18 protein-coding genes are annotated in these 21,030 nt (G+C 73.7%); 4 read left to right on the forward strand and 14 right to left on the reverse strand.

Going from position 1 to position 21,030, the window contains the following annotated elements:
* Positions 1–22 precede the first annotated feature (22 nt).
* Together AB0H83_RS25565 and AB0H83_RS25570 are read right to left on the reverse strand one after the other, a co-directional pair.
* On the reverse strand, positions 23–175 hold the full coding sequence (locus AB0H83_RS25565; protein ID WP_360098593.1) for a hypothetical protein: 153 nt from the start codon (positions 173–175) through the stop codon (positions 23–25).
* A 72-nt stretch (positions 176–247) separates the two neighbouring features.
* Positions 248–1,027 carry a hypothetical protein gene (locus AB0H83_RS25570; RefSeq protein WP_360098595.1) on the reverse strand — a complete coding sequence of 260 codons (780 nt, stop codon included), beginning with the start codon at positions 1,025–1,027 and terminating at the stop codon, positions 248–250.
* 123 nt (positions 1,028–1,150) lie between these two features.
* Between AB0H83_RS25570 and AB0H83_RS25575 the strand changes: the two genes are divergently transcribed.
* Positions 1,151–1,306, forward strand: a complete 156-nt coding sequence (locus AB0H83_RS25575) for a hypothetical protein (RefSeq protein ID WP_360098597.1) — start codon at positions 1,151–1,153, stop codon at positions 1,304–1,306.
* 11 nt (positions 1,307–1,317) lie between these two features.
* On the opposite strand, the gene AB0H83_RS25580 is transcribed toward AB0H83_RS25575, so the two are convergent.
* The 8 genes from AB0H83_RS25580 to AB0H83_RS25615 form a co-directional block, all read right to left on the reverse strand.
* Positions 1,318–2,934 (reverse strand): oxidoreductase, encoded by a 1,617-nt coding sequence (locus tag AB0H83_RS25580; protein WP_360098599.1) that lies wholly within the window; start codon positions 2,932–2,934, stop codon positions 1,318–1,320.
* 7 nt (positions 2,935–2,941) lie between these two features.
* Positions 2,942–4,306, reverse strand: coding sequence for a condensation domain-containing protein (locus AB0H83_RS25585; protein ID WP_360098601.1), 1,365 nt, complete (start codon positions 4,304–4,306; stop codon positions 2,942–2,944).
* Between the two features lie 74 nt (positions 4,307–4,380).
* Entirely contained in the window at positions 4,381–4,734 is a 354-nt protein-coding gene (locus AB0H83_RS25590) for a helix-turn-helix transcriptional regulator (protein WP_360098603.1), read from the reverse strand.
* Between the two features lie 163 nt (positions 4,735–4,897).
* Positions 4,898–6,721: a cytochrome c oxidase subunit I gene (gene ctaD / locus AB0H83_RS25595; protein ID WP_360098605.1), complete on the reverse strand. Its 1,824-nt coding sequence runs from the start codon at positions 6,719–6,721 to the stop codon at positions 4,898–4,900.
* A gap of 271 nt (positions 6,722–6,992) precedes the next feature.
* Complete coding sequence (locus tag AB0H83_RS25600) at positions 6,993–7,682, reverse strand: futalosine hydrolase (protein ID WP_360098607.1); 690 nt, start codon at positions 7,680–7,682, stop codon at positions 6,993–6,995.
* Positions 7,679–8,422 (reverse strand): HAD family hydrolase, encoded by a 744-nt coding sequence (locus tag AB0H83_RS25605; RefSeq protein ID WP_360098609.1) that lies wholly within the window; start codon positions 8,420–8,422, stop codon positions 7,679–7,681. Before AB0H83_RS25605 ends, AB0H83_RS25600 begins: the two co-directional genes overlap by 4 nt.
* A gap of 17 nt (positions 8,423–8,439) precedes the next feature.
* A complete protein-coding gene (locus tag AB0H83_RS25610) occupies positions 8,440–10,188 on the reverse strand; it encodes a fatty acyl-AMP ligase (RefSeq protein WP_360098611.1) in 1,749 nt (582 codons plus the stop codon).
* On the reverse strand, positions 10,185–15,221 hold the full coding sequence (locus AB0H83_RS25615) for an aminotransferase class III-fold pyridoxal phosphate-dependent enzyme (RefSeq protein WP_360098613.1): 5,037 nt from the start codon (positions 15,219–15,221) through the stop codon (positions 10,185–10,187). Before AB0H83_RS25615 ends, AB0H83_RS25610 begins: the two co-directional genes overlap by 4 nt.
* A gap of 109 nt (positions 15,222–15,330) precedes the next feature.
* Here AB0H83_RS25615 and AB0H83_RS25620 point away from each other — a divergent pair, with 109 nt between their 5' ends.
* Complete coding sequence (locus AB0H83_RS25620; protein WP_360098615.1) at positions 15,331–16,056, forward strand: rhomboid family intramembrane serine protease; 726 nt, start codon at positions 15,331–15,333, stop codon at positions 16,054–16,056.
* A gap of 95 nt (positions 16,057–16,151) precedes the next feature.
* Here AB0H83_RS25620 and AB0H83_RS25625 read toward each other — a convergent pair whose 3' ends face one another.
* From AB0H83_RS25625 to AB0H83_RS25640, 4 genes are read right to left on the reverse strand one after another with little or no spacing between them, the layout of a single operon-like run.
* Positions 16,152–16,859 carry a 4'-phosphopantetheinyl transferase superfamily protein gene (locus tag AB0H83_RS25625; RefSeq protein ID WP_360098617.1) on the reverse strand — a complete coding sequence of 236 codons (708 nt, stop codon included), beginning with the start codon at positions 16,857–16,859 and terminating at the stop codon, positions 16,152–16,154.
* The gene (locus AB0H83_RS25630) at positions 16,856–17,158 is read right to left on the reverse strand and encodes a ferredoxin (RefSeq protein WP_360098619.1); all 303 of its coding nucleotides are present in this window, start codon (positions 17,156–17,158) and stop codon (positions 16,856–16,858) included. Before AB0H83_RS25630 ends, AB0H83_RS25625 begins: the two co-directional genes overlap by 4 nt.
* Before the next feature lie 43 nt (positions 17,159–17,201).
* On the reverse strand, positions 17,202–18,368 hold the full coding sequence (gene mqnE / locus AB0H83_RS25635; RefSeq protein ID WP_360098621.1) for an aminofutalosine synthase MqnE: 1,167 nt from the start codon (positions 18,366–18,368) through the stop codon (positions 17,202–17,204).
* A 44-nt stretch (positions 18,369–18,412) separates the two neighbouring features.
* Entirely contained in the window at positions 18,413–19,492 is a 1,080-nt protein-coding gene (locus AB0H83_RS25640) for a hypothetical protein (RefSeq protein ID WP_360098623.1), read from the reverse strand.
* 207 nt (positions 19,493–19,699) lie between these two features.
* Between AB0H83_RS25640 and AB0H83_RS25645 the strand changes: the two genes are divergently transcribed.
* Together AB0H83_RS25645 and AB0H83_RS25650 are read left to right on the forward strand one after the other, a co-directional pair.
* Complete coding sequence (locus AB0H83_RS25645) at positions 19,700–20,572, forward strand: 1,4-dihydroxy-6-naphthoate synthase (protein WP_360098625.1); 873 nt, start codon at positions 19,700–19,702, stop codon at positions 20,570–20,572.
* Positions 20,573–20,609: 37 nt separating this feature from the next.
* Positions 20,610–20,990, forward strand: coding sequence for a DUF6069 family protein (locus AB0H83_RS25650; protein ID WP_360098627.1), 381 nt, complete (start codon positions 20,610–20,612; stop codon positions 20,988–20,990).
* The last annotated feature ends 40 nt before the right edge of the window (positions 20,991–21,030 follow it).

Consider the following 21,030-nt stretch of genomic DNA (forward strand, 5'->3'; position numbering starts at 1 on the left):
GCCTCCGTACATTCAGGGTCGACTACATCACGTCACCGCACCACCCCGCCAGCCAGCCGCCGGCGAAGAAGGCGGCGAGCGCCGGGGCCAGGGCGGCGGGGACGCGGCCCCGTGGTGGCGTGGTGTGCACGGTGGACGTCCCGGTGGGCAGGGTGGAGCGCCGGGTGCCGGCCATGACACTGGACCGAGTCCTGCGGTAGTGCCAGCCATAGCCTGGCGGCCCGGCGAACGTGGGCGCGGCGGGTGGCTAGCCGCCCGCCCGGTACTCGGCCGACGTGGCCGGGACCGTGTCGGTGCAGCCGCTGCGCCCGCACACGCACGCGTAGGGGAACGCCGGGAGGGTCAGGCCGGTGTGCCGCTCGTGCGCCACGATCTGACGGTGGACGACGTCGTTCTCATGGCGTCGCCGCGACGCCAGCACCCGCCCCGGCCGCAGGCGCGCGAACGGCGCCGTGGCCGCGCCGACGGCCGCCCGCACCGCCGCTAGCACGTCGTCCCAGACGACGTCGGTCGGCACCTCGACGACGGGACTGCCGGCGGCCAGGGCCGCGGACCGCAGCCGCACGCCGATCAGCTGGTCCCGCTCGACCAGGGCGTCCAGCCGGCGGCCGGCGGCGTCGTCTCCCGGCACGAGCCGTTGCCGCCTCGCCGTACGCGTCCGCTCGGCCGTGGTGACCAGCCAGATCGCGCCGATGGGCGCCCACGTCGCCACCGCCCGGGGATGCAGTTGCGGCCCCTCCACGACCGTGGGCACCTCAGGGACCTGTGCCGCCCGGACGTCCTCCATCACCGTGGGCAGTCTGCGCGCGGACGTGCGTTCGAAGTCGTCCGCCGCGGCCTGCGGCCCCAGGGCGAGCACGTCGTCGAGCGCCGGCCCGAGAGGGCCGAGGCGTTCCAGGTGGTCGTAGGTGTAGGCGTCCACCGGGTGCAGCGCTAGGTCGAGCTCGCGGGCGAGCCGGCGGACGATCGTCGACTTGCCGGACCCCGGCGTGCCACCGACCCAGAACATCGGTGTGCCCGTCACCATGCGCGCCATCCTGCCACGCGACCGGATGGGCGTCGCGCCTCGTGCGGATCCCGGCCGGCCACATATCCACATCGAACGGGCACCGGCACCGCGCTGCGCGGGAAGGGAGTACGGTAACCCGGCATGAGCGACTGTCCGTTGGCGGGCGGCATGGGCGGGCACTCCGTCACCGGCAGCGCGGAGCGTCGCAGACAACTCCTGGAGCGCTTCGGTGACCTCGCGGTCGAGGGCGCGGCCGGTGGCACCCCACGGCTAGGCCCGGCCGGGTCACCGTCGTGACGGTGGTGTGATCACAGGCTGGTGATCAGACCGCCGTCGATGACCACGTCGGCGCCGGTCACGTTTCCGGCCCGGGCGCTGGCCAGCAGCAGGACCAGGTCGGCGACCTCCTCGGGCCGGGTGAACCGGCCGGTCACCGAGTCGGCGGCGGCCTGTTTCGCCACCGCGTCCGGTTCGACGCCGGCGGCGCGGGCCACGGTCGCCGCGACGCCGCCGTCGCCGAGCCACAACGGTGTGCTGACCGGGCCCGGGCTGACCGTGTTGACCCGGATGCCGTGCGGGCCGACCTCCTTGGACAGCGCCTTGGAGAAGCTCAGCAGGGCCGCCTTGGCGGCGCTGTAGTCGATGACCAGCGGGTCGGGCAGCCGCGAGTTCACCGAGGCGACGGTCACGATCGTGCCGGCGCCCCGGTCGAGCAGCAACGGCAGGGCCGCGCGGGTGGTGCGGACCGCGGCGAGGAAGTTGATCGTCAGGGCCGAGATCCAGTCGTCGTCGGTGACGGACAGGAACCCGCCGGTGCGCGGCCGGACCGCGCCGACGTTGTTCACCAGGATGTCCAGGCCACCGAACGCGGACGCCGCCGCCCGCACCAGCGTGGCCGGCCCGTCCGGCGTGGCCAGGTCCACCTCCACCAGACGCACGCGGCCGTCCTCGCCGAGCCGGGCCAGGTCGGCGGTGACGTGGCGGGCGCCCGCCGCGACGTTGACGCCCTCGCCGGCCAGGGCCCGCGTGATGGCCAGTCCGATGCCTTTGCTGGCGCCGGTGACGACCGCCGTCTTGCCGGTCAGCTGCAGATCCATGGCGGAAATCCTCTCGTGGGCCGGCCGACCCCGGCGCCAGTGTGTCGGCATTCGCCGGGGTCGGCCGGTGGTGCTCAGGCCAGGAAGGGTGAGCAGGCGTTGGGTGAGCTCGGCCGGGTGCTCTTCGTAGATCCAGTGGCCGGACTCCGCGATCACGGCGCCGGTGACGTTGTTCGCGTAGCCGCTGACCTGGGTCTGCACGGACTCGCCGAGGCTGTTGCTGGCGCCGAGTGCCAGGACCGGCATGGTCAGCTTGGTCCTGGCATACCAGGCGTTGTCGGCGATGTCGGTGGGAAAGGCCCGGAACCATTCGAAGCTCGCCCGCAGGTGGGCGTCGTCGCGCAGGTACCTGGCGAACTCCCGCACCTGCACCGGTCCGATGGCGTCCTTCTGGACCTCGATGGAGTCGGTGAACCGGTCCACCCACACCTCTTCCCGGCCGTCGACGAGCTGCTCGGGCAGGCCGTTGGTCAGGGAGAAGAAGCCGAAGTTCCAGACGCCCGGCCCCCGCTTGGTGAGGGCCGGGAAGTCGTACAGGCCCTCGTCCGGGATGGGCGCCTCGCTGAGAACCAGCTTCGTCACCTCGTCCGGGTGAGCGGCGGCGTAGGCGTAGGCGATTATGGTGCCGATGTCGTGGTCGACCAGCCGGATGTCGCGGTGCAGTCCGAGCTGCGCCAGCAGGCCGTGGATGTCGGCCGCCATGGTCTTCTTGTCGTAGCCCCCGGCCGGGGCGTCGCTGCGGCCGGCGCCGCGCAGGTCCGCCGGTGCGCCGACGCCTCCGGCGGCCGCGACGCAGGCCGCGCGGGCCGGCGCAAGGCACGACCGCACCCCGGCATCAGCCGGCCCGGTGCACCAGCTCCGCCTCGGCGGGTGCCGGCTCGGGCAGGGCGGCGGCGACCGCGACCGCCTGAATCCCGCGCACGAACGCCTCGGCAGTGGCCGGGGCCACGTGGTGGGTGTCGAAGACGATGCGCACCTGGACGGCGCCGACCGCGTCCTCGACGTTGACCATCAGCGGCTCGTGCGGGTCGTCGCGGGCCACCGGCCAGTCGAGCCGGGTCTGCGCGAGCGCGGCGCTCATCCGCTCCAGGGTCCCTGCCGGCGTGGCGTCCCCGGCCCCGAGGTCGGACCGGTCGCCGGTGCGGCGGTCGTTGAACAGCACCGACAGGTCGACAGGCCCGCCGCGTTCGCGCTCGACGCCGGCGATGACCTCGGCCAGCTGCAGCGGGTCGAAGTGGGCGTACTTGTACGTCGCCAGCGCCGCCCGGCGCACCCTGGCGAGGACCTCCGGGAACGGGGCACCCGCGACCTCGACGACGCACAGGCCGGCCTGGTTGACAGGGCAGACGACGTCGGCGAGGCCGGGCCAGAAGCGGTTGCCGACGATCGGCCGGATCACCACCGGGTCGACGCCGGTGACCCGGGCGACGGCGACCGCGAACACCGCGAGCAGCGCCGTGGCCGGGTCGACCCGCTCCCGGTCCACGATCGCGCGCAGCGCGAGGTGCAGCGCCGGGGAGTGCAGCAGCCCCTCGCGGTAGCGCGGCTCGCACCGGTCGGTGGACTCCGGCACGGTCCGGGCGGGCACGGTGCGCAGCAGCCGCCGCCAGTACCGCAGCGCCGCCTCGTTCTGCCGGCGCCCTGACGGGGAGCGTTGCCGGCGCACCTGCTCCAGCGGCTGCGCGCCGGCGACGGGGGCCGGCTCGCGACGGGTGACCTCGTCCATCATGATCGCGCCGCCGAGCGCGTCGGTGACCAGGTGGGTGGCGACGGTGACCTGATGGGTGAGCGCCCCGCGGTGCCGCACGACGCCGACCCGGACCGGCCAGTCCTCGACGTAGTCGTAGTCCCAGGTGCGGAACCAGTCGTACAGGGCGTCGGCGAACTCGCCCGGGTCGGCGCCGTCCGGCGCGTCGTACAGCTCGATGGTGAACTCGCCGGCGGCGAACACCTCCTGCCGGACCCGCCCGCCGTCACCGAACCGCAGCCGGGTGCGCATCGTCTGGTACCGCCCGAGCGTGTACTGCAGGTCGTCGACGACGTCGGCGAGGGTGGTGCCCGGGGTGAGCCGGCTCGGCCCGCCGATCGGGATCCAGCTGCGCTGGCGCGTCATGGCCAGCCAGATCTCCTGCTGCCCCCACGCCAGATCGTCGACCCCGGCCCCCTCTCCGGCGAAGTCGAACTGGACCCGGTCGGACATGACAAACATGGCAGCTCTCTCGTTCAGCGTGGCTCTCGTCCAGCGGCCGTCTCTCGTCCGGTATGGCTTTCGTTTCAGCGGGTCGTGACGGCCGGCCGGGGCGCCTCGGCCTTGAGCCGGGCCTGCCGCAGCCGCCGGTCGGCCGCGGCCGCGTTGCGGTGCAGGCGGTCGGTCTCCGCGCTGAGCAGGTCCAGGCCCGGCGTGGTCAGCCGGTAGTAGCGCCGCAGCCGCGACGCGACGACCTCCTCACGGTCGACCTCGATGAACCCGTCGCCGCGCAGCCGCTCGAGGATGCCGTAGAGGGTCCCGGCCTGCAGGCGCACCCGGTCCTCCGAGATGCGTCGCACGTCCTCCAGGACGCTGTAACCGTGCTGCGGCTCTGCCGCGAGCGCGGTCAGGATGAGAAACGTCGGTTCACGCAGCGACAAGACCGGCCTTACCCTTCACGCAGGTACTGGCGTTCGTTCGCAGCCGACGCTAACACCGCCGCCGCGCCGTGAGCGGTTCGGCGAGTGATACAAAAAGTGATACACGCGGTCCGGCAGCGCACCCGGGGCGGCGCACCCGACAGCGCCGCGGCGCACACCGGGATCAGTCGTCGGCGTGACCTTCCTCGACGGCGTGGCCTCCCTCGACGGCGTGACGCTCCTCGACGATGATGTGGTTCTGATAGCTGGCGCCGCCGTCGGATTCCGCGGTGCCCGGCTTCGCGCCCCCCTCCGGCGGCCCGGCGACGGACTGGCCGCCGGCTGCGAGCTGCGGGAACTTGGCGTCGAAGGCCGGGCGTTCCGAGCGGACGCGGGGCATGCTGTCGAAGTTGCGCAGTGGAGGTGGGCACGACGTGGCCCACTCCAGCGAGTTGCCGTAACCCCACGGGTCGTACACGTGGACGGCGCGGCCCGCCTTGTACGTGATCCACACGTTGTACACGAACGGGATCGTCGAAGCGCCCAGGACGAACGAGCCGATGGTGGAGACCGTGTTGAGGGTGGTGAAACCGTCGGTGGGAAGGTAGTCGGCGTACCGGCGGGGCATGCCCCGGGTGCCGAGCCAGTGCTGGACGAGAAACGTGAGGTGGAACCCGACGAAGGTCAGCCAGAAGTGCACCCGGCCCAGGCGTTCGTCGAGCATGCGGCCGGTCATCTTCGGGAACCAGAAGTACACGCCGGAGTACACCGCGAAGACGATCGTGCCGAAGAGCACGTAGTGGAAGTGCGCGACCACGAAGTACGAGTCGGTGACATGGAAGTCGAGCGGAGGCGCGGCCAGCAGCACGCCGGAGAGGCCGCCCAGCAGGAAGGTCACCAGGAAGCCGATGGCGAACAGCATCGGGGTCTCGAACGTGAGCTGGCCGCGCCACATGGTGCCGATCCAGTTGAAGAACTTCATCCCGGTGGGGATCGCGATGAGGTACGACAGGAACGAGAAGAACGGCAGGAGCACCTGACCGGTCGCGAACATGTGGTGTGCCCAGACGGTCATCGACAGCGCACCGATGGCGATGGTCGCGCCGACGAGGCCCTTGTAGCCGAAGACCGGCTTGCGGCTGAAGACCGGGATGACCTCGGTGATGATGCCGAAGAACGGCAGGGCGACGATGTAGACCTCGGGGTGGCCGAAGAACCAGAACAGGTGCTGCCACAGCAACGGCCCACCGGTGGCCGGGTCGTAGACGTGCGCGCCGAGCACCCGGTCCGCGAGCAGCGCCAGCAGCACCGCCGCGAGCATCGGGAACACCATGATGATCATGGCTGAAGTGATGAGGATGTTCCAGGTGAAGATCGGCATCCGGAACATCGTCATGCCGGGCGCCCGCAGCGTCAGGATCGTGGTGATCATGTTGACGGCGCCCAGGATCGTACCGAGGCCGGACAGCACGAGGCCGACGATCCACAGGTGGGCGCCGACGCCCGGCGAGTCCGTGAGGCTGTTGAGCGGGGCGTAGGCGGTCCAGCCGAAGTCGGCCGCGCCGTTCGGCGTGATGAACCCGGCCACCACCACAATGCCGCCGAACAGGTAGAGCCAGTAGGCGAACGCGTTCAGCCGCGGGAATGCCACGTCCGGCGCGCCGATCTGCAGCGGCACGATGTAGTTGGCGAACGCGAACACGATCGGCGTCGCGAACAACAGCAGCATGACGGTGCCGTGGATGGTGAACAGCTGGTTGTACTGCTCGGTCGACAGGAACTGCATGCCCGGCCGGGCCAGCTCGGCCCGCAGCAGCAGCGCCATCACCCCGCCGGCGGCGAAGAACACGAACGACGTGACCAGGTACATGATCCCGATCTGCTTCGCGTCGGTCGTGCGCAGCAGCCGCCCGATCGCGGAACCCGGCAGTGGCCGCCGGACCGGCCCGGGCCGCATGTGCACCGGCACCGGTACCGGCGCCGGCGGCGGCCCCTTGAACAAGGTCATGCGCGCCGCTACCCCGTCACACCCGGCCGAAACATCCAGTTCGCTCGACCCGTGCCACGTCGCACGACGGCACCCGCACAGGCGTCGCGGTGACCGCGCCGGTGAACGCCGGCCCGCGCCCGGCCCGCGGCGACGAACCCGCCCAGGTGCTCGTCGGCCACCCCCACGCCCTGGTCCTCCGGGGAGCTCGCTCCTCGAACGCCGCCGCGTTCCACCGGGCCGGCTCAGCGCCCGGGTGCCCGGCGCGGCCGGCCCGCCACACGGCGCCAGGTCAGCTCGGTTCGGCCAGCGCGGCGAACGCGGCGCGCAGTGTGTCGAGGGCCTGCGGGATCCGCCAGGCCGCGCGGTCGCGGGGGCCGACGGCGTTGGAGACAGCGCGCAGTTCGGCGAACGGCGTGCCCGCGGCCGAGGCGGCGGCCGCCACGCCGAAGCCCTCCATGCCCTCCCCCGTCGCGCCCGGTACGCGCCGGCGCAGCTCCCCGGTGCGGGCCGCCGACCCGGTCGCGGTGCTGACGGTGACGACCGGGCCGACGACCGCGGTGGGCAGGGCCGCCCGCAGGCGGTCCAGCAGCAGCGGGTCGGCGGGGTGGCGGCTGCGGCCGAAGCCGAGGCGCTCCAGGTCGATGAACTCGTCGCCGTCCTGCGCGCCGAGGTCGGCCGCCACGCTCAGGTCCCCCAGGACCAGGTCGCCGACGCCGGCCCGGTCGGGGAAGCCGCCGCCGATCCCGGCGCTGAGCACCGCGCCGAACGGCCGGCCCTGGCACTCCGCGCGGGTCAGGGCCCGGGCGGTGGCCGCGGCGGCATCGGCGGGACCGACCCCACCGGCCACCACGACCGGCACCGCACCGGCAACGCCGGGACCGTCGCCCGCAAGGCCCAGACCCCGCAGGACCGCGGCGCGTTCCACCTCGACCGCGGTGACGACCAGGACCCGCCCGAAGCCCGGCAGCACCGCGCTCACCGCGCCCCCGGCACCAGGTCGAGGACCTGGGCCAGGCCACGCTCGCCGGTGCGGTGCTCCGCCGGCAGGATGAAGCAGCGCAGCCCGGCGGCGGAGGCGCCGCCGTCGCGGACCGGGTTGTCGCCGACCATGAGGGTCTCCCGCGGGTCGACGCCGAGGTCCGCGCACGCCTTGCGGAACAGCTCCGGGTCGGGCTTCTCCCGTCCGGCCTCGAAGGACAGCGCGTAGGCGTCGACCAGGTCACCGAGGCCGCGGTGCGCGACGTGCGGGCGGATGTCCCAGGCGATGTCGCTGACCACGCCGACCCGCACGCCGCGCTCCCGCAGGCCGCGCAGCACGGCGGCGGTGTCCGGGTACGGCTCCCAGGAGCCGGCGTGCAGGAGCCTGGCGTGCGCGGCCGGCTCGTGCCCGCGCAGGAACGGCACGGCGGCGAACCAGGCGACCATCGCGGCGCGGTGCCGGTCGGCGGACGTGTCCCGGCCGGCCTGCGCGGCGAGGACCTCGGGGCGCTGGTAGGCGAGGGTGAGGTCGTCCAGGACCGCCGCCGCCAGCGCCGGGTCGTCGAGCGCTCCGGCCCGGCCGGTGTCGGCGGCGACCTGCCGCAGCCACCGGTCGGCGTCGATCATGTGGAAGAGCGTGTTGACGAAGTCGAACAGCACGGCCCGCACCGGTGGCACCGCCCGCGCCGAGGCCGCCGGCTCGAGGGTGTACGTGGAGGGCGTGTCGAACAGGGTGCGCATGACCAGCACGCTACTGGTCACCACGCCTTGGGCCCGCCGTCGGGCAGCAGGTCCCGGCTGCGCCGGCGCTGGACCTTGCCGCTGGTGGTGCGCGGCAGGCCGCCGGGGCGCAGCAGCGTCACCGGACCGACGTGCAGCTGGTGCTCCTCGGCGACCGCCCGGCGGATCGCGGCGGCCACCTCGTCGTAAGGCACGCCGGTGCCGCCGTCGCCGCGGTCGACCCGGACCTGGCGGGCGGTTTCGGCGACGACGCCGAGCTGCCCGTCGTCGCCGTGCGGGACGGCCGCGACGCAGTCCGGGGCGATCGCCGGGTGCGCGCCGCTGACCGTGCGTTCGATGTCGGTCGGGTAGTGGTTGCGCCCGTCGACGATGATCAGGTCGTCGATGCGGCCGAGCACGTACAGCTGACCGTCGCGGAGGAACCCGAGGTCACCGGTGCGCAGGTAGGCGGTGCCGGGCCGGTCCGCGAGCCGGCCGCCGAAGCGGGCCGCGGTCGCCTCCGGCTGCCGCCAGTAGCCGCTGGAGACACTGTCCCCGGCGACCCAGATCTCCCCCACCAGCCCGTCGGGCGCGGGCGCGCCGTCGGCGACGATCCGCACGTCGAGGTTGGCCGGGATCCGGCCGCAGGCGACGACCTGCCGCGACGGGTGCCCCGGGCGCGCCGCGACGAGCTCGCCGCGCTCGGCGAGGGGCGCGGCGTCGAGGTCGGCGACGCGGGCGTCGTCCGGCTCGCGGGCGCCGGTGACGTAGACGACCGCCTCGGCCAGGCCGTAGCAGGGCCGGAACGTCGCCGGGCGGAACCCGGCGCCGGCGAACGCCGCCATGAAGGCGGTGAGCGTGCCGTGCCGCACCGGTTCGGCGCCGTTGAGCGCGACGGTCCAGCCGCGCAGGTCCAGCCGCGCCTTCTGCTCCTCGGTGATCTTCGCGACGCACAACTCGTAGGCGAAGTTCGGGGCGGAGGAGACCCAGGCGCGGAAGCGGCTGATCGCGTCCAGCCACACGAAGGGCCGCATGAGCAGCGCCACCGGCGGCAGCAGCACGACCCGGCCGCCGGGGTACAGGCCGCCGATCATCTGCGCCAGGCCCATGTCGTGGAAGATCGGCAGCCAGCTCACGACGCAGTACTCGTCGGGGTCGCACCGCGGCGCTTCGACGAGGACCGCGATGGCGGCGGCGTTGGCCACGAGGTTGCCGTGACTGAGCACGACACCCTTCGGCGCGCTGGTGGAGCCCGACGTGTACTGCAGGAACGCGGGATCCTCGGGCCGCACACCCGGGTCGCGCCACAGCCCGGCGAGGCCCGCCGGCACGTCGGCGACGACGATCGGCTCGACGCTGCCGAGGTCGGCGACCAGCGACGACTCGGCGTGCTGGGCGGTGGTGAGCATGACCGCGGGGTCGGCGTCCTTGACGATCCCGTCGAGCCGGCCGAGGGTCCGCTTCCCGCCGTGGATCGCGTCCGGGGCCGGTGACGGCACCGCGACGATCCCCGCGTACGCGCACGCGAAGAACGCGACAACGAAGTCGACGCCGTTGGGCAGCATCAGCATCGCCCGGTCGCCGGGCGACGTGGTCTGCTGCAGCAGCGCCGCTGTGTCCCGGACCCGCAGCTCCAGCTGCGCGTAGGTGAGGGTCCGCACCTCCTGGCCGTGGCTGTCCAGCTCGGTGCAGGCGGGCCGGTCCGGCCTGGCCGCGGCATGACCGCGCAGCAGGTCGACGATCGTGTGCACGCCCGGGACCCGGTGGATCGGGTGCCGGCCGGTCACAGCTCACCCGCGGCGGCGTGGCCGTCGGCGGCGGCCAGGATCGGCCGGGCGCCCGGGAACAGGCCGTTGGCGGTCATCGCGTCAGCCGCCTTGACCACGACCGCCACGATCCGGTCCAGGTCCTCGTCGGTGTGCGCCAGGGACAGGAAGCAGTTGCGGCCCTCCCAGATGTACAGGCCGTCGTGGACGAGCATCGTGTGGAAGATCTCGGAGCGCTCCGAGTTGGCCGGCTCCTCGACCAGCCGCAGCCGGAACAGCGAGCCGAACCGGGCGACGCGGATCGGCACCCCGGCGCCTTCGAACATGGCGTCCAGGCGGGCCCCGAACGCCTCGGTCCGCGCGTTGAGCCCCTCCTGCAGCGCCGGCCCGCGGCGGACCAGCTCCCGCAGCACGGCCCGGGCGGCGGCCAGCGACAGCGGGTGCTTGCAGAACGTGCCGGAGAAGAACGTGCGGACGGTCTGCGGGTACGGCTGGTCGCCGAACTCCCACGCGCCGCCGTCGACGGCGTCCAGGTATTTCGCGTCACCGGCGACGATCCCGATCGGCATCCCGCCGCCGGCGACCTTGCCGTACGTGGTGATGTCGGCGGTGATGCCGAAGACGCCCTGGGCGCCGTTCGGGTGCGTCCGGAACCCGGTGATGACCTCGTCGAAGACGAACGGGATGCCCGCGCCGGCGGTGATCCGGCGGACCTCGCGCAGGAACTCGACCGGCTGGACGTCGGGGCGGCGGCTCTGCACCGGCTCGACGATCACCGCGGCGAGCTCGTCCGCCCGCTCGCGCAGCACCTGCAGCGACGCCGGGTCGCCGTAGGGCAGCACGAGCGCGTTGGCGCTCACCTCCGGCGGGATGCCCGGCGCCATCGGCACGGACTCCCCGGAGGCGCCCTCGATGTCCTGCCGGGCCAGGATCGGGTCGGCGGTGCCGTGGTACGCGCCGGCGAACATGGCGATGCGGTGCCGCCCGGTGACCGCCCGGGCCAGCCGGACCGCCACCATCACCGCCTCGGAGCCGGTGTTGCAGTACACGACCCGCTGCTTGCCGGTCAGCTGCCGGATGAGGTCGGTCGTCTCCGGTACGAGCGGCGAGTGCGGCCCGAGCTGCATGCCGTCGGCGAGCTGGGCGGTGATCGCCTCGTTGATGAACGGTTCGTTGTGGCCGAACAGGTTCACCCCGAAGCCCATGGTGAGGTCGAGGTACTCGTTGCCGTCGACGTCCCACACCCGGGCGCCCTGGGAGCGGGTCACCACGATCGGGTAGCGGGTCTCCTTGAGGTTGAGGTACGGCTGCGGCGCGTGCCGCACGTCGGCGTGGCCGAGCCGCTCGGCGGCCGCCTGCGCCCGGGAGCCGCAGGTGCGGGCGATGTAGGCGCGGGACAGCTCGGCGATGAAGGCCCGCTGGGCGTCGGTGAGCTTCCGTGACCGGCCACCGGTGCGGGGGCCGAACGCGACAAACGTCCCCTGCGGCGCCGCCGGGATGGCCGTCCGCGGCGCCGGCGCGGTGGCCTCGGCCGCGGGGGCCGCGGGGGGCGCGGCGGGCGCGGGCGGAACCCCACCAGCGGCGGGCGGAACCAGGCCGGCGCCAGCAGCGGCGGGCTGGCGGCGGCGCAGCAGCTCGTACGCCTGGTCCATCACCTGCGCGTGGACGTCGAGGAACCGGTCGACGGCGCCGCCACCACCCGGCGCGAGCGGCGGCAGCGCTGCGGGAGCCGCCGGCAGCGGCGAGGCCGCCGACACAGGCGACATAGGCAGCGCGGGCGGGGCCGGTTCGCGCAGGGCCAGCACGGCGGCCGGGGCGGTGCGCATGATGTAGCCGGCCAGCCGGCGCAGCGTGTTGACCTCCTCGAACAGCATCCCGATCGGGACGACCACCTCGAAGGTGCGCTGCACGCTCTGGATCGTGTGGAACAGCGTCATGGAGTCGGCGCCGAGCTCCAGGAACGACATGTCCGGGTCGATCGGCGTGTCGGACTCCAGCAGCGTCGTCACGACCTGGCCCAGCTCTGCCAGGACGCGGTCCTCCGCTCCTGCCGACGTCGGTTGTGCCACGTGCTCCTCAGCCCCTCTCTGGACGGGGATCGTCGCCGGTGCGGGCTCCGGCGGGTGCGCCGTGGGCAGCCAGAACCGTCTGCGCTGGAACGGGTAGGTGGGCAGGTCGACATGCCGGCGGCGGAACCCCTCGTGGAGCCCGGCCCAGTCGAGGTCGTGCCCGGCGGCGTACAGCTGGGCGAGCGCGTCGGTGAGCACGTCGCCGTCCTCGGCGCCGGTGCGCAGCGACGGCAGCCACCGGGCCCCGGACACCACCCGGCGGCCGGCGCCGATCAGCACCTGGCCGGGGCCGACCTCGACGAACGTGGCGCAGCCCGACCCGGCCAGCCGGCGCACGCCGTCGGCGTGGCGGATCGTCGAGGTGAGGTGCCTGGTCCAGTACGCCGCGTCGGGGCGGTGCAGGTCGTCGAAGTGCCGGCCGTCGAGGTCGCTGACCAGCGGCACCCGCGGCGCCCGGTACGTCAGGGCGGCGGCGACCTCGGCGAAGGCGTCCCGGGCCGGGGCCATCATCGGCGAGTGGAACGCCAGCCCGGACTTCACCGGCCGCACCGTCACCCCGGCCGCGGTCAGGCGCGCGGCCACGGCGGCGACGGCCTCGGGCGTACCGGCGACGGTGACGTTGGTGTCGGCGTTGACCGCCGCGACCGCCAGGCTCGGGTCGGCCACCGCGGCCAGGGCGGCGCGGACGGTGTCCTCGCCGGTGAACGCCGCCAGCATCGCGCCGGGCGCGCTGTGCTCCTGCACGAGCCGGCCGCGCGCGGCGACCAGCCGCAGCCCGTCCTCGAGGTCGAAGACCCCGGCGACGCAGGCGGCGGCGAGCTGGCCGACGCTGTGGCCGAGCAGGTGGGCGGGGCGCACGCCCCAGCCGGCCCACAGCTGCGCGAGCGCGTACTGCAGGCAGAACAGCGCGGGCTGGGTGTAGCGCGTCTCGTCGAGCAGGTGCCGCTCGTCCGGCTGCGGGAACAGCACCGTCTGCAGGCTGCGGCCGATCAGGTCCCGCAGGATCTCGTCGCAGCGCAGCAGGGTGGCGCGGAAGCCGGCGTTCGTCACGTACAGCTGCCGGCCCATGTCGGCGTACTGCGAGCCCTGCCCGCTGAAGAGGAAGGCCACGCCACCGGCGCCGTCGGGCGGGCGCACGCCGGCGTGCAGCCCCCGGTGCGCCGTGCCCGAAGCGATGCGGTGCAGCTGTTCAATGGCCTCTTCGCGGGTACGGGCGGCGAACGCGGCCCGGTGCCGGAAGTGGGACCGTCCGGTGTGGACGGCGGCGGTGAGGTCGGCGAGCGACGGCGCGGGCCGCTGCTCCAGCCGGTCCGCGTACCGCGCGGCGAGCGCGGCGAGCGCCGCCGGCGTCTTGGCGCTGACGGTGACCAGGTGCGTGGAGCGCACGTTGCCCCCGGCCGTGGCCTTTGCGGTGGCCTTCGCGGCCGGCTTCGTCGCCGGCTGTGTCCCTGGTGGGGCCTGGACGATGACGTGGGCGTTGGTGCCGCCGAAGCCGAAGGAGCTGACGCCGGCGGTGAGCGTGCCGCGCCGCGGCCGCCACGGCTGCCCGGCGGCCGGCACGCTCAGCGGCGCGCCGGCGGGGATCCGCGGGTTGCGTTCGCGCAGGTGCAGGTGGGCGGGGATGTGCTCGTGCCGGAGCATCAGCACGACCTTGAGCACCCCCGCGATGCCCGCGGCGGCCTCGGCGTGGCCGATGTTGGTCTTCACCGAGCCGAGCAGCAGCGGCTCGCTCGCGGGCCGGCCGTCGCCGAGGACGGCGGCGAGCGCGGCGGCCTCGATCGGGTCGCCGAGCGGGGTGCCGGTGCCGTGCGCCTCGACGTAGTCGATGTCGGCGGGCGCCAGGCCCGCGTCGTGCAGGGCGTCGCGCAGGACGTCCTGCTGGGCGCCGCCGTGCGGGGCGGTGAGACCGTTGCTGCGGCCGTCCTGGTTGACCGCGGACCCGCGCACGACGGCGAGGATCCGGTCGCCGTCGCGGACCGCCGCGTCGAGGCGTTTGAGCAGCACCAGGCCGCAGCCCTCGGCCCGGACGTAGCCGTCGGCGGCGGCGTCGAAGGTCTTGCACCGGCCGTCCGCGGCCATCATCCCGGCCTGCTCGAACACCTCGGTGCCGGCGGTGTCCAGCAGCAGGTTGACCCCGCCGGCCAGCGCCGTGTCCGACTCGCCGGACCGCAGGCTGCGGCAGGCCAGGTGCAGCGCCACCAGCGAGGAGGAGCAGGCGGTGTCCACGGCGACGCTCGGGCCTTTGAGGCCCAGGGTGTAGGAGATGCGGTTCGCCGCGACGCTCAGCGCCTGCCCGGTCCCGGAGTGCAGGCTGTGCAGGTGCGGCTCGCGGGCGATGAGCCGGCCGTAGTCGCTGCCACTGATGCCGACGAACACGCCGGTGCGGGTGCCGGCCAGGCTCGCCGGCGGCACGCCCGCGTGCTCGAGGGTCTCCCAGGCGACCTCCAGCAGCAGCCGGTGCTGCGGGTCGACGTGCCCGGCCTCCTTGGCGGAGACGGCGAAGAACTCCGCGTCGAACTGGTCGACGTCGGCCAGCAGCCCGTGCGGCCGGCCGAGCGGCGGGTGGCCGGGCACGTCGCCGCCGACGGCGTCGGTGCCGGACTCCAGCAGTTTCCAGAACGCCTCGGGACCGGTGGCGCCGGGGAACCGGCAGCCGATGCCGATGACGGCGATCGGCTCGCCGGGCCCGCCGCCGGCGGTCGGGCCGGCCGGGCGGGGCAGCGCGGCCGGCTCGCCGGTGCCGGTGAGATGCCGGGCGAGCTGCCGGGCGGTCGGGTACTGCCAGAACACGGTCGCCTCGATCGTGCGGCCGAGCAGCTGCTGCAGGTCGCCGAGGAGCACCAGGGCGTCGCGGGAGGACAGGCCGAGGTCGGCGAGCACCGCGTCGGGCTCGACCGGGCCGGCGCCGGTTCTCGCCGCGACGTGGCGCAGGATCCACGCCTCGACCGCCGCCGCGTCCGTTGCCGCATGCGTCGCTGGTTGCACGCCTCGCCTCCCCCATGGTTGTAGGAAGCATCGGTGATCGCGGTTAAGGGTTCGCCTAGTTCGTCGGGCGGGCCGCGAGGTGCCGGCGCGCGGCGGGTAGCGTGGGGCAGTGACCGCCGTCGAAACCCGCCGCCGCGCGGGCCTGCCGATCGCCACCCTGGTCGTCGCGTTCGTCACCGCGCTCGGTGCCGCGGCCCAGCTCAACGATCCCGAGGTCCTCGACCGGTTCCGCCGCAACTACCCGGCGCTGCATGACGGCGAGTGGTGGCGCTGGTTCACCCCGCTGCTGGTGCAGTCCGCCGGGTGGGGGCAGATCCTGTTCAACATCGGTTCGCTGCTCGTCGTCGGCGTCATCGCCGAGCGCCGCTTCGGCACGGTGCGCTGGCTGGTGCTGTACGTGGGGATCGGCCTGGCCGGTGAGGCGTTCGGGGAGCGGCTGGACCCGACCGGCTCCGGCAACTCCCTCGCCGTCTGCGGCCTCGCCGGCGCCCTGGCGACGCTGCTGATCCTGCGCCCCGGCGCGGCGACCCGCCCGCACGCCTTCGTGGTGCCGTACTACGTGGCGTGCGTGGCCGGGCTCGGCTTCGGCGGGATCGCCGGCGCGACCGCGGCCCCGACCGCCGTGCTGGTGGTGATGAGCGTGCTGCTGCGCCGGGACCGCTACACCGGGGTGGCGTTCGCCGCCGGGGTCGCCGCGCTGGTCGCGGCGGGTGCCCTTGCGGCGCGGCCGGACCAGCACGGCATCGCGGTGCTCTGCGGCGCGGTCGCCGGGCTGCTGCTCTTCCCGCCGCGCGACCGGGCCGGGCGCCCCGAACCGGCCCGACCGGTGCCCTGAACCCAAGCACCCGCGGGCAGCCGACGGATGCCGGCGGCCGGCCGGGCGGTCCCAACCCCGCCCGGCCGGTGCCGGCACCCCGCTCCCGGCGAGGATCAGCCGGCGAACGCCGGTTGCCGGGCCGGAACGGCGATGCCGGTGAGCACCAGCCCGCGCTCGACGAGCCAGCGGCCACTGAACCCGGCGACCTCGACCCCGCCGACCACCGGGCCGGGCACCAGCAGCCAGGCGTGGAACGTCTCGCGCTGCGCCGCGATCGTCACCGTGGCCTCGGTGAAGTCCAGCCAGCGGCCGGTCAGCGGGTACCACGCCTTGAACACCGACTCCTTGATGCTGAACAGCAGCCGGTCCCAGTGGATGCCGGGCCGCTGCCCGTCCAGCTGCCGCAGGTGGCGGCGCTCCTCGACCAGCGTGATGCTGTCCAGCACCCCGGCGGGCAGCGGCGCGTGCGGCTCGGCGTCGATGCCGACGGTGGTGAGGTGCTCGGCGCGGGCGACCGCCGCGGCCCGGTACCCGGCGCAGTGGGTGATGGTGCCGACGACGCCGGACGGCCACAGCGGCTCCCGGCGCGGCCCGGACGGGATCGCGACCGGGCCGAACCCGAGCCGGCCGAGCGCCTCCCGGGCACACCGCCGGCCCGTCATGAACTCCGCGCGGCGCTTCACCACCGCGTTGCCGAGCGCCGCGAGCTCCTGCGGGAACAGCGGCGCCGGCAGCGCGTCGTCGAACGCCTCGGCGACGGCCGTGGCCTCCGGCAGGAGCCGGCCGAGCAGGGTCACCGGGCCCGCCGTCGTCACCGTCATGGCAACGCGTCCGGGCCGTACACCTCGACGCCGTCGTCCTGGCGGCGCACGTGGATGCAGTCGCCGGGACACTCGTTCGCCGAGTCGATGACGTCCTTCGCCGCGACCAGCGGCACCAGCACCGCCGTGCCGGGCGAGTGCAGCAGCTCCCCGTCGTCACCCTTGACGTATGCGAGCCCGTCGACGTCGAGCTCGAAGACCTCCGGCGCGTACTGCGCACAGATCCCGTCGCCGGTGCACAGCCCCTGGTCGATCCAGACCTCGAGCCGGCTCTCCTGCGGTGTCGTCGCTGCGGTCACCCGCGCTCACCTGCCTTGTCTCGTCGTTCGGTGGCCGGCACGGTCAGACCCGCATCGGCTGGGGCGTCTCGCGGCGCGCGTGGTCGGGCCCCTCGAACTCGCGGATGACCTCGTAGCGGGTGTTGCGCTCGACCGGCCGGAAACCGGCGTTGCGGATCAGGTCGAGCAGGCTCTCGCGGGTCATCTTGTCCGGGGTGCCGAACTCGTCGGCGTCGTGGGTGATCTTGTACTCGACGACCGAGCCGTCGATGTCGTCGGCGCCGTGGTTGAGCGCCAGCTCCGCGGTCTGCAGGCCGTGCATCACCCAGAACACCTTGACGTGCTGGACGTTGTCGAACAGCAGCCGGGACACCGCGAAGGTCTTGAGCGCCTCGGCGCCGGTCGCCATCGTGGTGCGGGCCATGAGCTTGTTGCGGATCTTGCCGTCGCGCGAGTCGTGGAAGTCGTGCTGGTACCGCAGCGGGATGAAGACGTGGAAGCCGCCCGTCTCGTCCTGCAGCTCCCGCAGGCGCAGCACGTGGTCGACCCGGTGCCGGGGCTCCTCGATGTGGCCGTACAGCATCGTGCAGGGCGTCTTGAGGCCCTTGCGGTGCGCGAGCCGGTGGATGCGCGACCAGTCCTCCCAGTGGGTGGCGTGGTCGACGATGTGCTGGCGGACCTCCCAGTCGAAGATCTCCGCGCCGCCACCGGTGAGCGACTCCAGGCCGGCGTCGATGAGCTCGTCGAGGACGTCCTCGGCGGACAGCCCGGAGATGCGTTCGAACCAGTGGATCTCCGTCGCGGTGAAGGCCTTGATCGCCACGGTCGGCGGCAGGGCCTCCTTCAGCGCCCGGATCGAGCGCGGGTAGTACCGCCACGGCAGCGTCGGGTGCAGGCCGTTGACGATGTGCAGCTCGGTGAGCTGCTCGCTCTCCATCTCCTTGGCCAGCCGGACCGCGTCCTCGATCCGCATCGTGTAGGCGTCCTTCTCCCCCGGCTTGCGCTGGAAGGAGCAGTACGCGCACGAGGCCGTGCAGACGTTCGTCATGTTCAGGTGCCGGTTGACGTTGAAGTGGACCACGTCACCGTTCTTCTGGGTGCGCACGTGGTGCGCCAGCCCGCCGAGCCAGGCGAGGTCGTCGCACGCGTACAGCGCGATGCCGTCCTCGCGGCTGAGCCGCTCACCGGCGACGACCTTCGCCTCCAGTTCCCGCTTCAGACCTGTGTCCACCAACGACTCCTCATCGGCTCTGTGTGGGGGCTTGCGAGCGGGGCTCAGTAGAGCCCCTCGGGCGCGGCCGAGGTGATCTGCAGCGGCCGGACGTTCGCGACGGCGTCGCACGGCCAGGCGTCCCCGGCCCGGTGCCGGACCGCCTGGTCGCGCTCCATGATGTTGGGCAGGAAGAGGTCGTCGTGCAGGACGGTGAGGCGCACCCGGCCGGTCTCGCCGTAGCCGACCGTCCGGCGCGGGTCCTCCTTGTCGACGACGGCCATCGTGACCTGCGGATAGTTGGGCAGGTACGGCAGGACGGCACCGTCGCGCTCGACCGGCAGGCCCATCGCGCAGCCGAAGGTGTTGCCGTACGTCATGCCGATCACCCCGCCCTGCAGCGCCTCGGCGATCTCGGTGTACATCGGCGGGGTCAGCTGGGTGCCGCCCAGGCCGACGCCCTGCAGGCCGGCGACCAGCTCGGGCCGGCGGGAGATGAGCGCCTGCAGGATCGCCGGCGTCGTCTCCAGGTACTGCACCCGGCCGGTCTCCAGCACGTCGGTCATCTGCTCGATGGTGTGCTCGACGTACATGTTCATCTCGACCAGCCGGCTGTCGCGGATCAGCGTCTTGATCCAGCGCGGGTCGAGGTCCATCGTGTAGACGGTCGAGTCGTAGAGCTCGGCGATCTGGTTCGCGCCGCGGCCGACGATGTGCGGGCCGCTCGGGCAGGCGTACAGCCAGGTCCGGCCCGGTTCGAAGCCGCTGAGCCGCAGCCCGCGCAGCCGCCACGCGGTGTGGTGCTCGGCCATCGACGGGGTGTGGAAGATGCGGCACGGCTTGCCGGTGGTGCCGCCGGACTCCCAGATCCGCCCCGCGAGCGGGCGCGGCACGTCGGAGGGGACCAGCTGCACGGGGTCGAGCTCACGCAGCGTGGCCAGCGAGAACGGCCCGAACTGGGCCAGCTCGTCGTAGCGGGTGATGTCGAACGGGTCGAACCCGAGGTGCGGGCGGCGGGCCAGCCAGTACGGGCTGCCGCTGGCCGGGTCGAGGTGCCGGCGGACCACGCGCACGGTCCACGCGTCGAGATCGGCGGCGAGCCATGCGTCGGTGAGCGCCGCGGCGGGTTCCATGACGGTCGTCATCGATTCGTCCTTCGGGTGCCGGAAGCGATGGGCCCGGCTGGGATGCACCGGACACGTGGAGACGGGCAGCGGTCTGCGACCGACGCAGTTCTGCTGCTGGCATCGTGCCGTGGCGGAGATTGGGGAAATCACCACACTTGATCCCCGCGCACACCGTGGCCGCCACGAACCGGGACAAGCCGTCCCGTCCGGCCGTAAGATCCGCCCATGACCGAGCGGCAGCTGTCGATCGCGTACTCGCCGTGCCCCAACGACACGTTCGTCTTCCACGCGTGGACGCACGGCCTGCTGCCGGGCACGCCGGCCACGGCCGTCACGCACGCGGACATCGACGTCACCAACCACCTCGCGGGTAGCGACCGGTTCGACGTCATGAAGATCTCCTACGCGGCGCTGCCGGCGTTCCTGGACCGGTTCGCCCTGCTGCCGTGCGGCGGCGCCCTCGGCCGCGGCTGCGGGCCGCTGCTGGTCGGCCGGCAGGAGCACCCGCCGGCGCGGCTGGGCACGGCGGTCGTCGCCGTGCCCAGCGAGCAGTCCACGGCCTATCTGCTGCTGCGGCTGTGGGCGCAGCGGGCCGTGCCGGGCGGCCTCGGCGGGATCATGGTCATGCCGTTCCACGAGATCATGCCCGCGGTCCGCGACGGCCTGGTCGACGCCGGCCTGATCATCCACGAGGCCCGCTTCACCTACCCCGCCTACGGGCTGCTGGAGCTGGTCGACCTCGGCCGCTTCTGGGAGCAGGACACCGGCCTGCCGATCCCCCTCGGCGCGATCGTCGCCCGCCGCGACCTGGGCGCCGAACGCATCGCCGCGGTCACCGGCGCGGTCCGCGCGTCGGTACGGCACGCCTGGGCGCACCCGGAGGCCTCCCGGGACTACGTCCGCGAGCATGCCCAGGAGCTGGCGCCGGAGGTGACGGCGCAACACATCGCCCTGTACGTCAACGGGTTCACCGAGGACCTCGGCGACGACGGCCTGGCCGCCGTCCGCGCCCTGCTGGACCGGGCAGCCGCGGCCGGCCTGTGCCCGGCGGTGCCACCCCGCGCGCTCGACGCGGCGCAACCGTCACCCGTGTCCTGAAGCAGCACAGTTCCGCCTACCCCGGAGGTTCAAGCACATGAAGCCGTCCGCCGTGCGCCCGCTCGCCATCGTCAGCGCCGCCGTCCTCGCCCTCATCGTCTACTTCATCGCCCGTGCGGTCGCCGGTGACCTGGTGGTCAAGACCGGCGGCAGCGAGCAGACGGTCAGCCCGGTCGCGGTCGTCATCACCGTCGTCCTCGTCGGCCTGCTCGGCTGGGGGCTGCTCGCCCTGCTGGAGCGCCTCACCGCGAAGGGCCGCACCATCTGGACCGTCATCGCGGTCGTGTTCCTGGTGCTGTCGCTGCTCGGGCCGCTCGGCGGGACCGACGCCGGCACGAAGGTCTCGCTCGCGCTGCTGCACCTGCTGGTCGGCGCCGTGATCATCACGGGGTTCACCCGGCCGGCGCCGCGCACCTGACCGCCCGCCGGCCCTGGGCTCACCGCAGGCCCTGGGCCGG

Origin of the sequence: Dactylosporangium sp. NPDC050688, assembly GCF_040654515.1 — a bacterium.
Lineage (GTDB): Bacteria > Actinomycetota > Actinomycetes > Mycobacteriales > Micromonosporaceae > Dactylosporangium.

Coding starts and splice junctions, on each gene's coding strand:
- AB0H83_RS25645 (WP_360098625.1), top strand. CDS start 19,700: ATGACCGAGCGGCAGCTGTCGATCGCGTACTCGCCGTGCCCCAACGAC.
- AB0H83_RS25570 (WP_360098595.1), bottom strand. CDS start 1,027: ATGGTGACGGGCACACCGATGTTCTGGGTCGGTGGCACGCCGGGGTCC.
- AB0H83_RS25585 (WP_360098601.1), bottom strand. CDS start 4,306: ATGTCCGACCGGGTCCAGTTCGACTTCGCCGGAGAGGGGGCCGGGGTC.
- AB0H83_RS25565 (WP_360098593.1), bottom strand. CDS start 175: ATGGCCGGCACCCGGCGCTCCACCCTGCCCACCGGGACGTCCACCGTG.
- AB0H83_RS25575 (WP_360098597.1), top strand. CDS start 1,151: ATGAGCGACTGTCCGTTGGCGGGCGGCATGGGCGGGCACTCCGTCACC.
- AB0H83_RS25625 (WP_360098617.1), bottom strand. CDS start 16,859: ATGACGGTGACGACGGCGGGCCCGGTGACCCTGCTCGGCCGGCTCCTG.
- AB0H83_RS25605 (WP_360098609.1), bottom strand. CDS start 8,422: ATGCGCACCCTGTTCGACACGCCCTCCACGTACACCCTCGAGCCGGCG.
- AB0H83_RS25640 (WP_360098623.1), bottom strand. CDS start 19,492: ATGACGACCGTCATGGAACCCGCCGCGGCGCTCACCGACGCATGGCTC.
- AB0H83_RS25650 (WP_360098627.1), top strand. CDS start 20,610: ATGAAGCCGTCCGCCGTGCGCCCGCTCGCCATCGTCAGCGCCGCCGTC.
- ctaD (WP_360098605.1), bottom strand. CDS start 6,721: ATGACCTTGTTCAAGGGGCCGCCGCCGGCGCCGGTACCGGTGCCGGTG.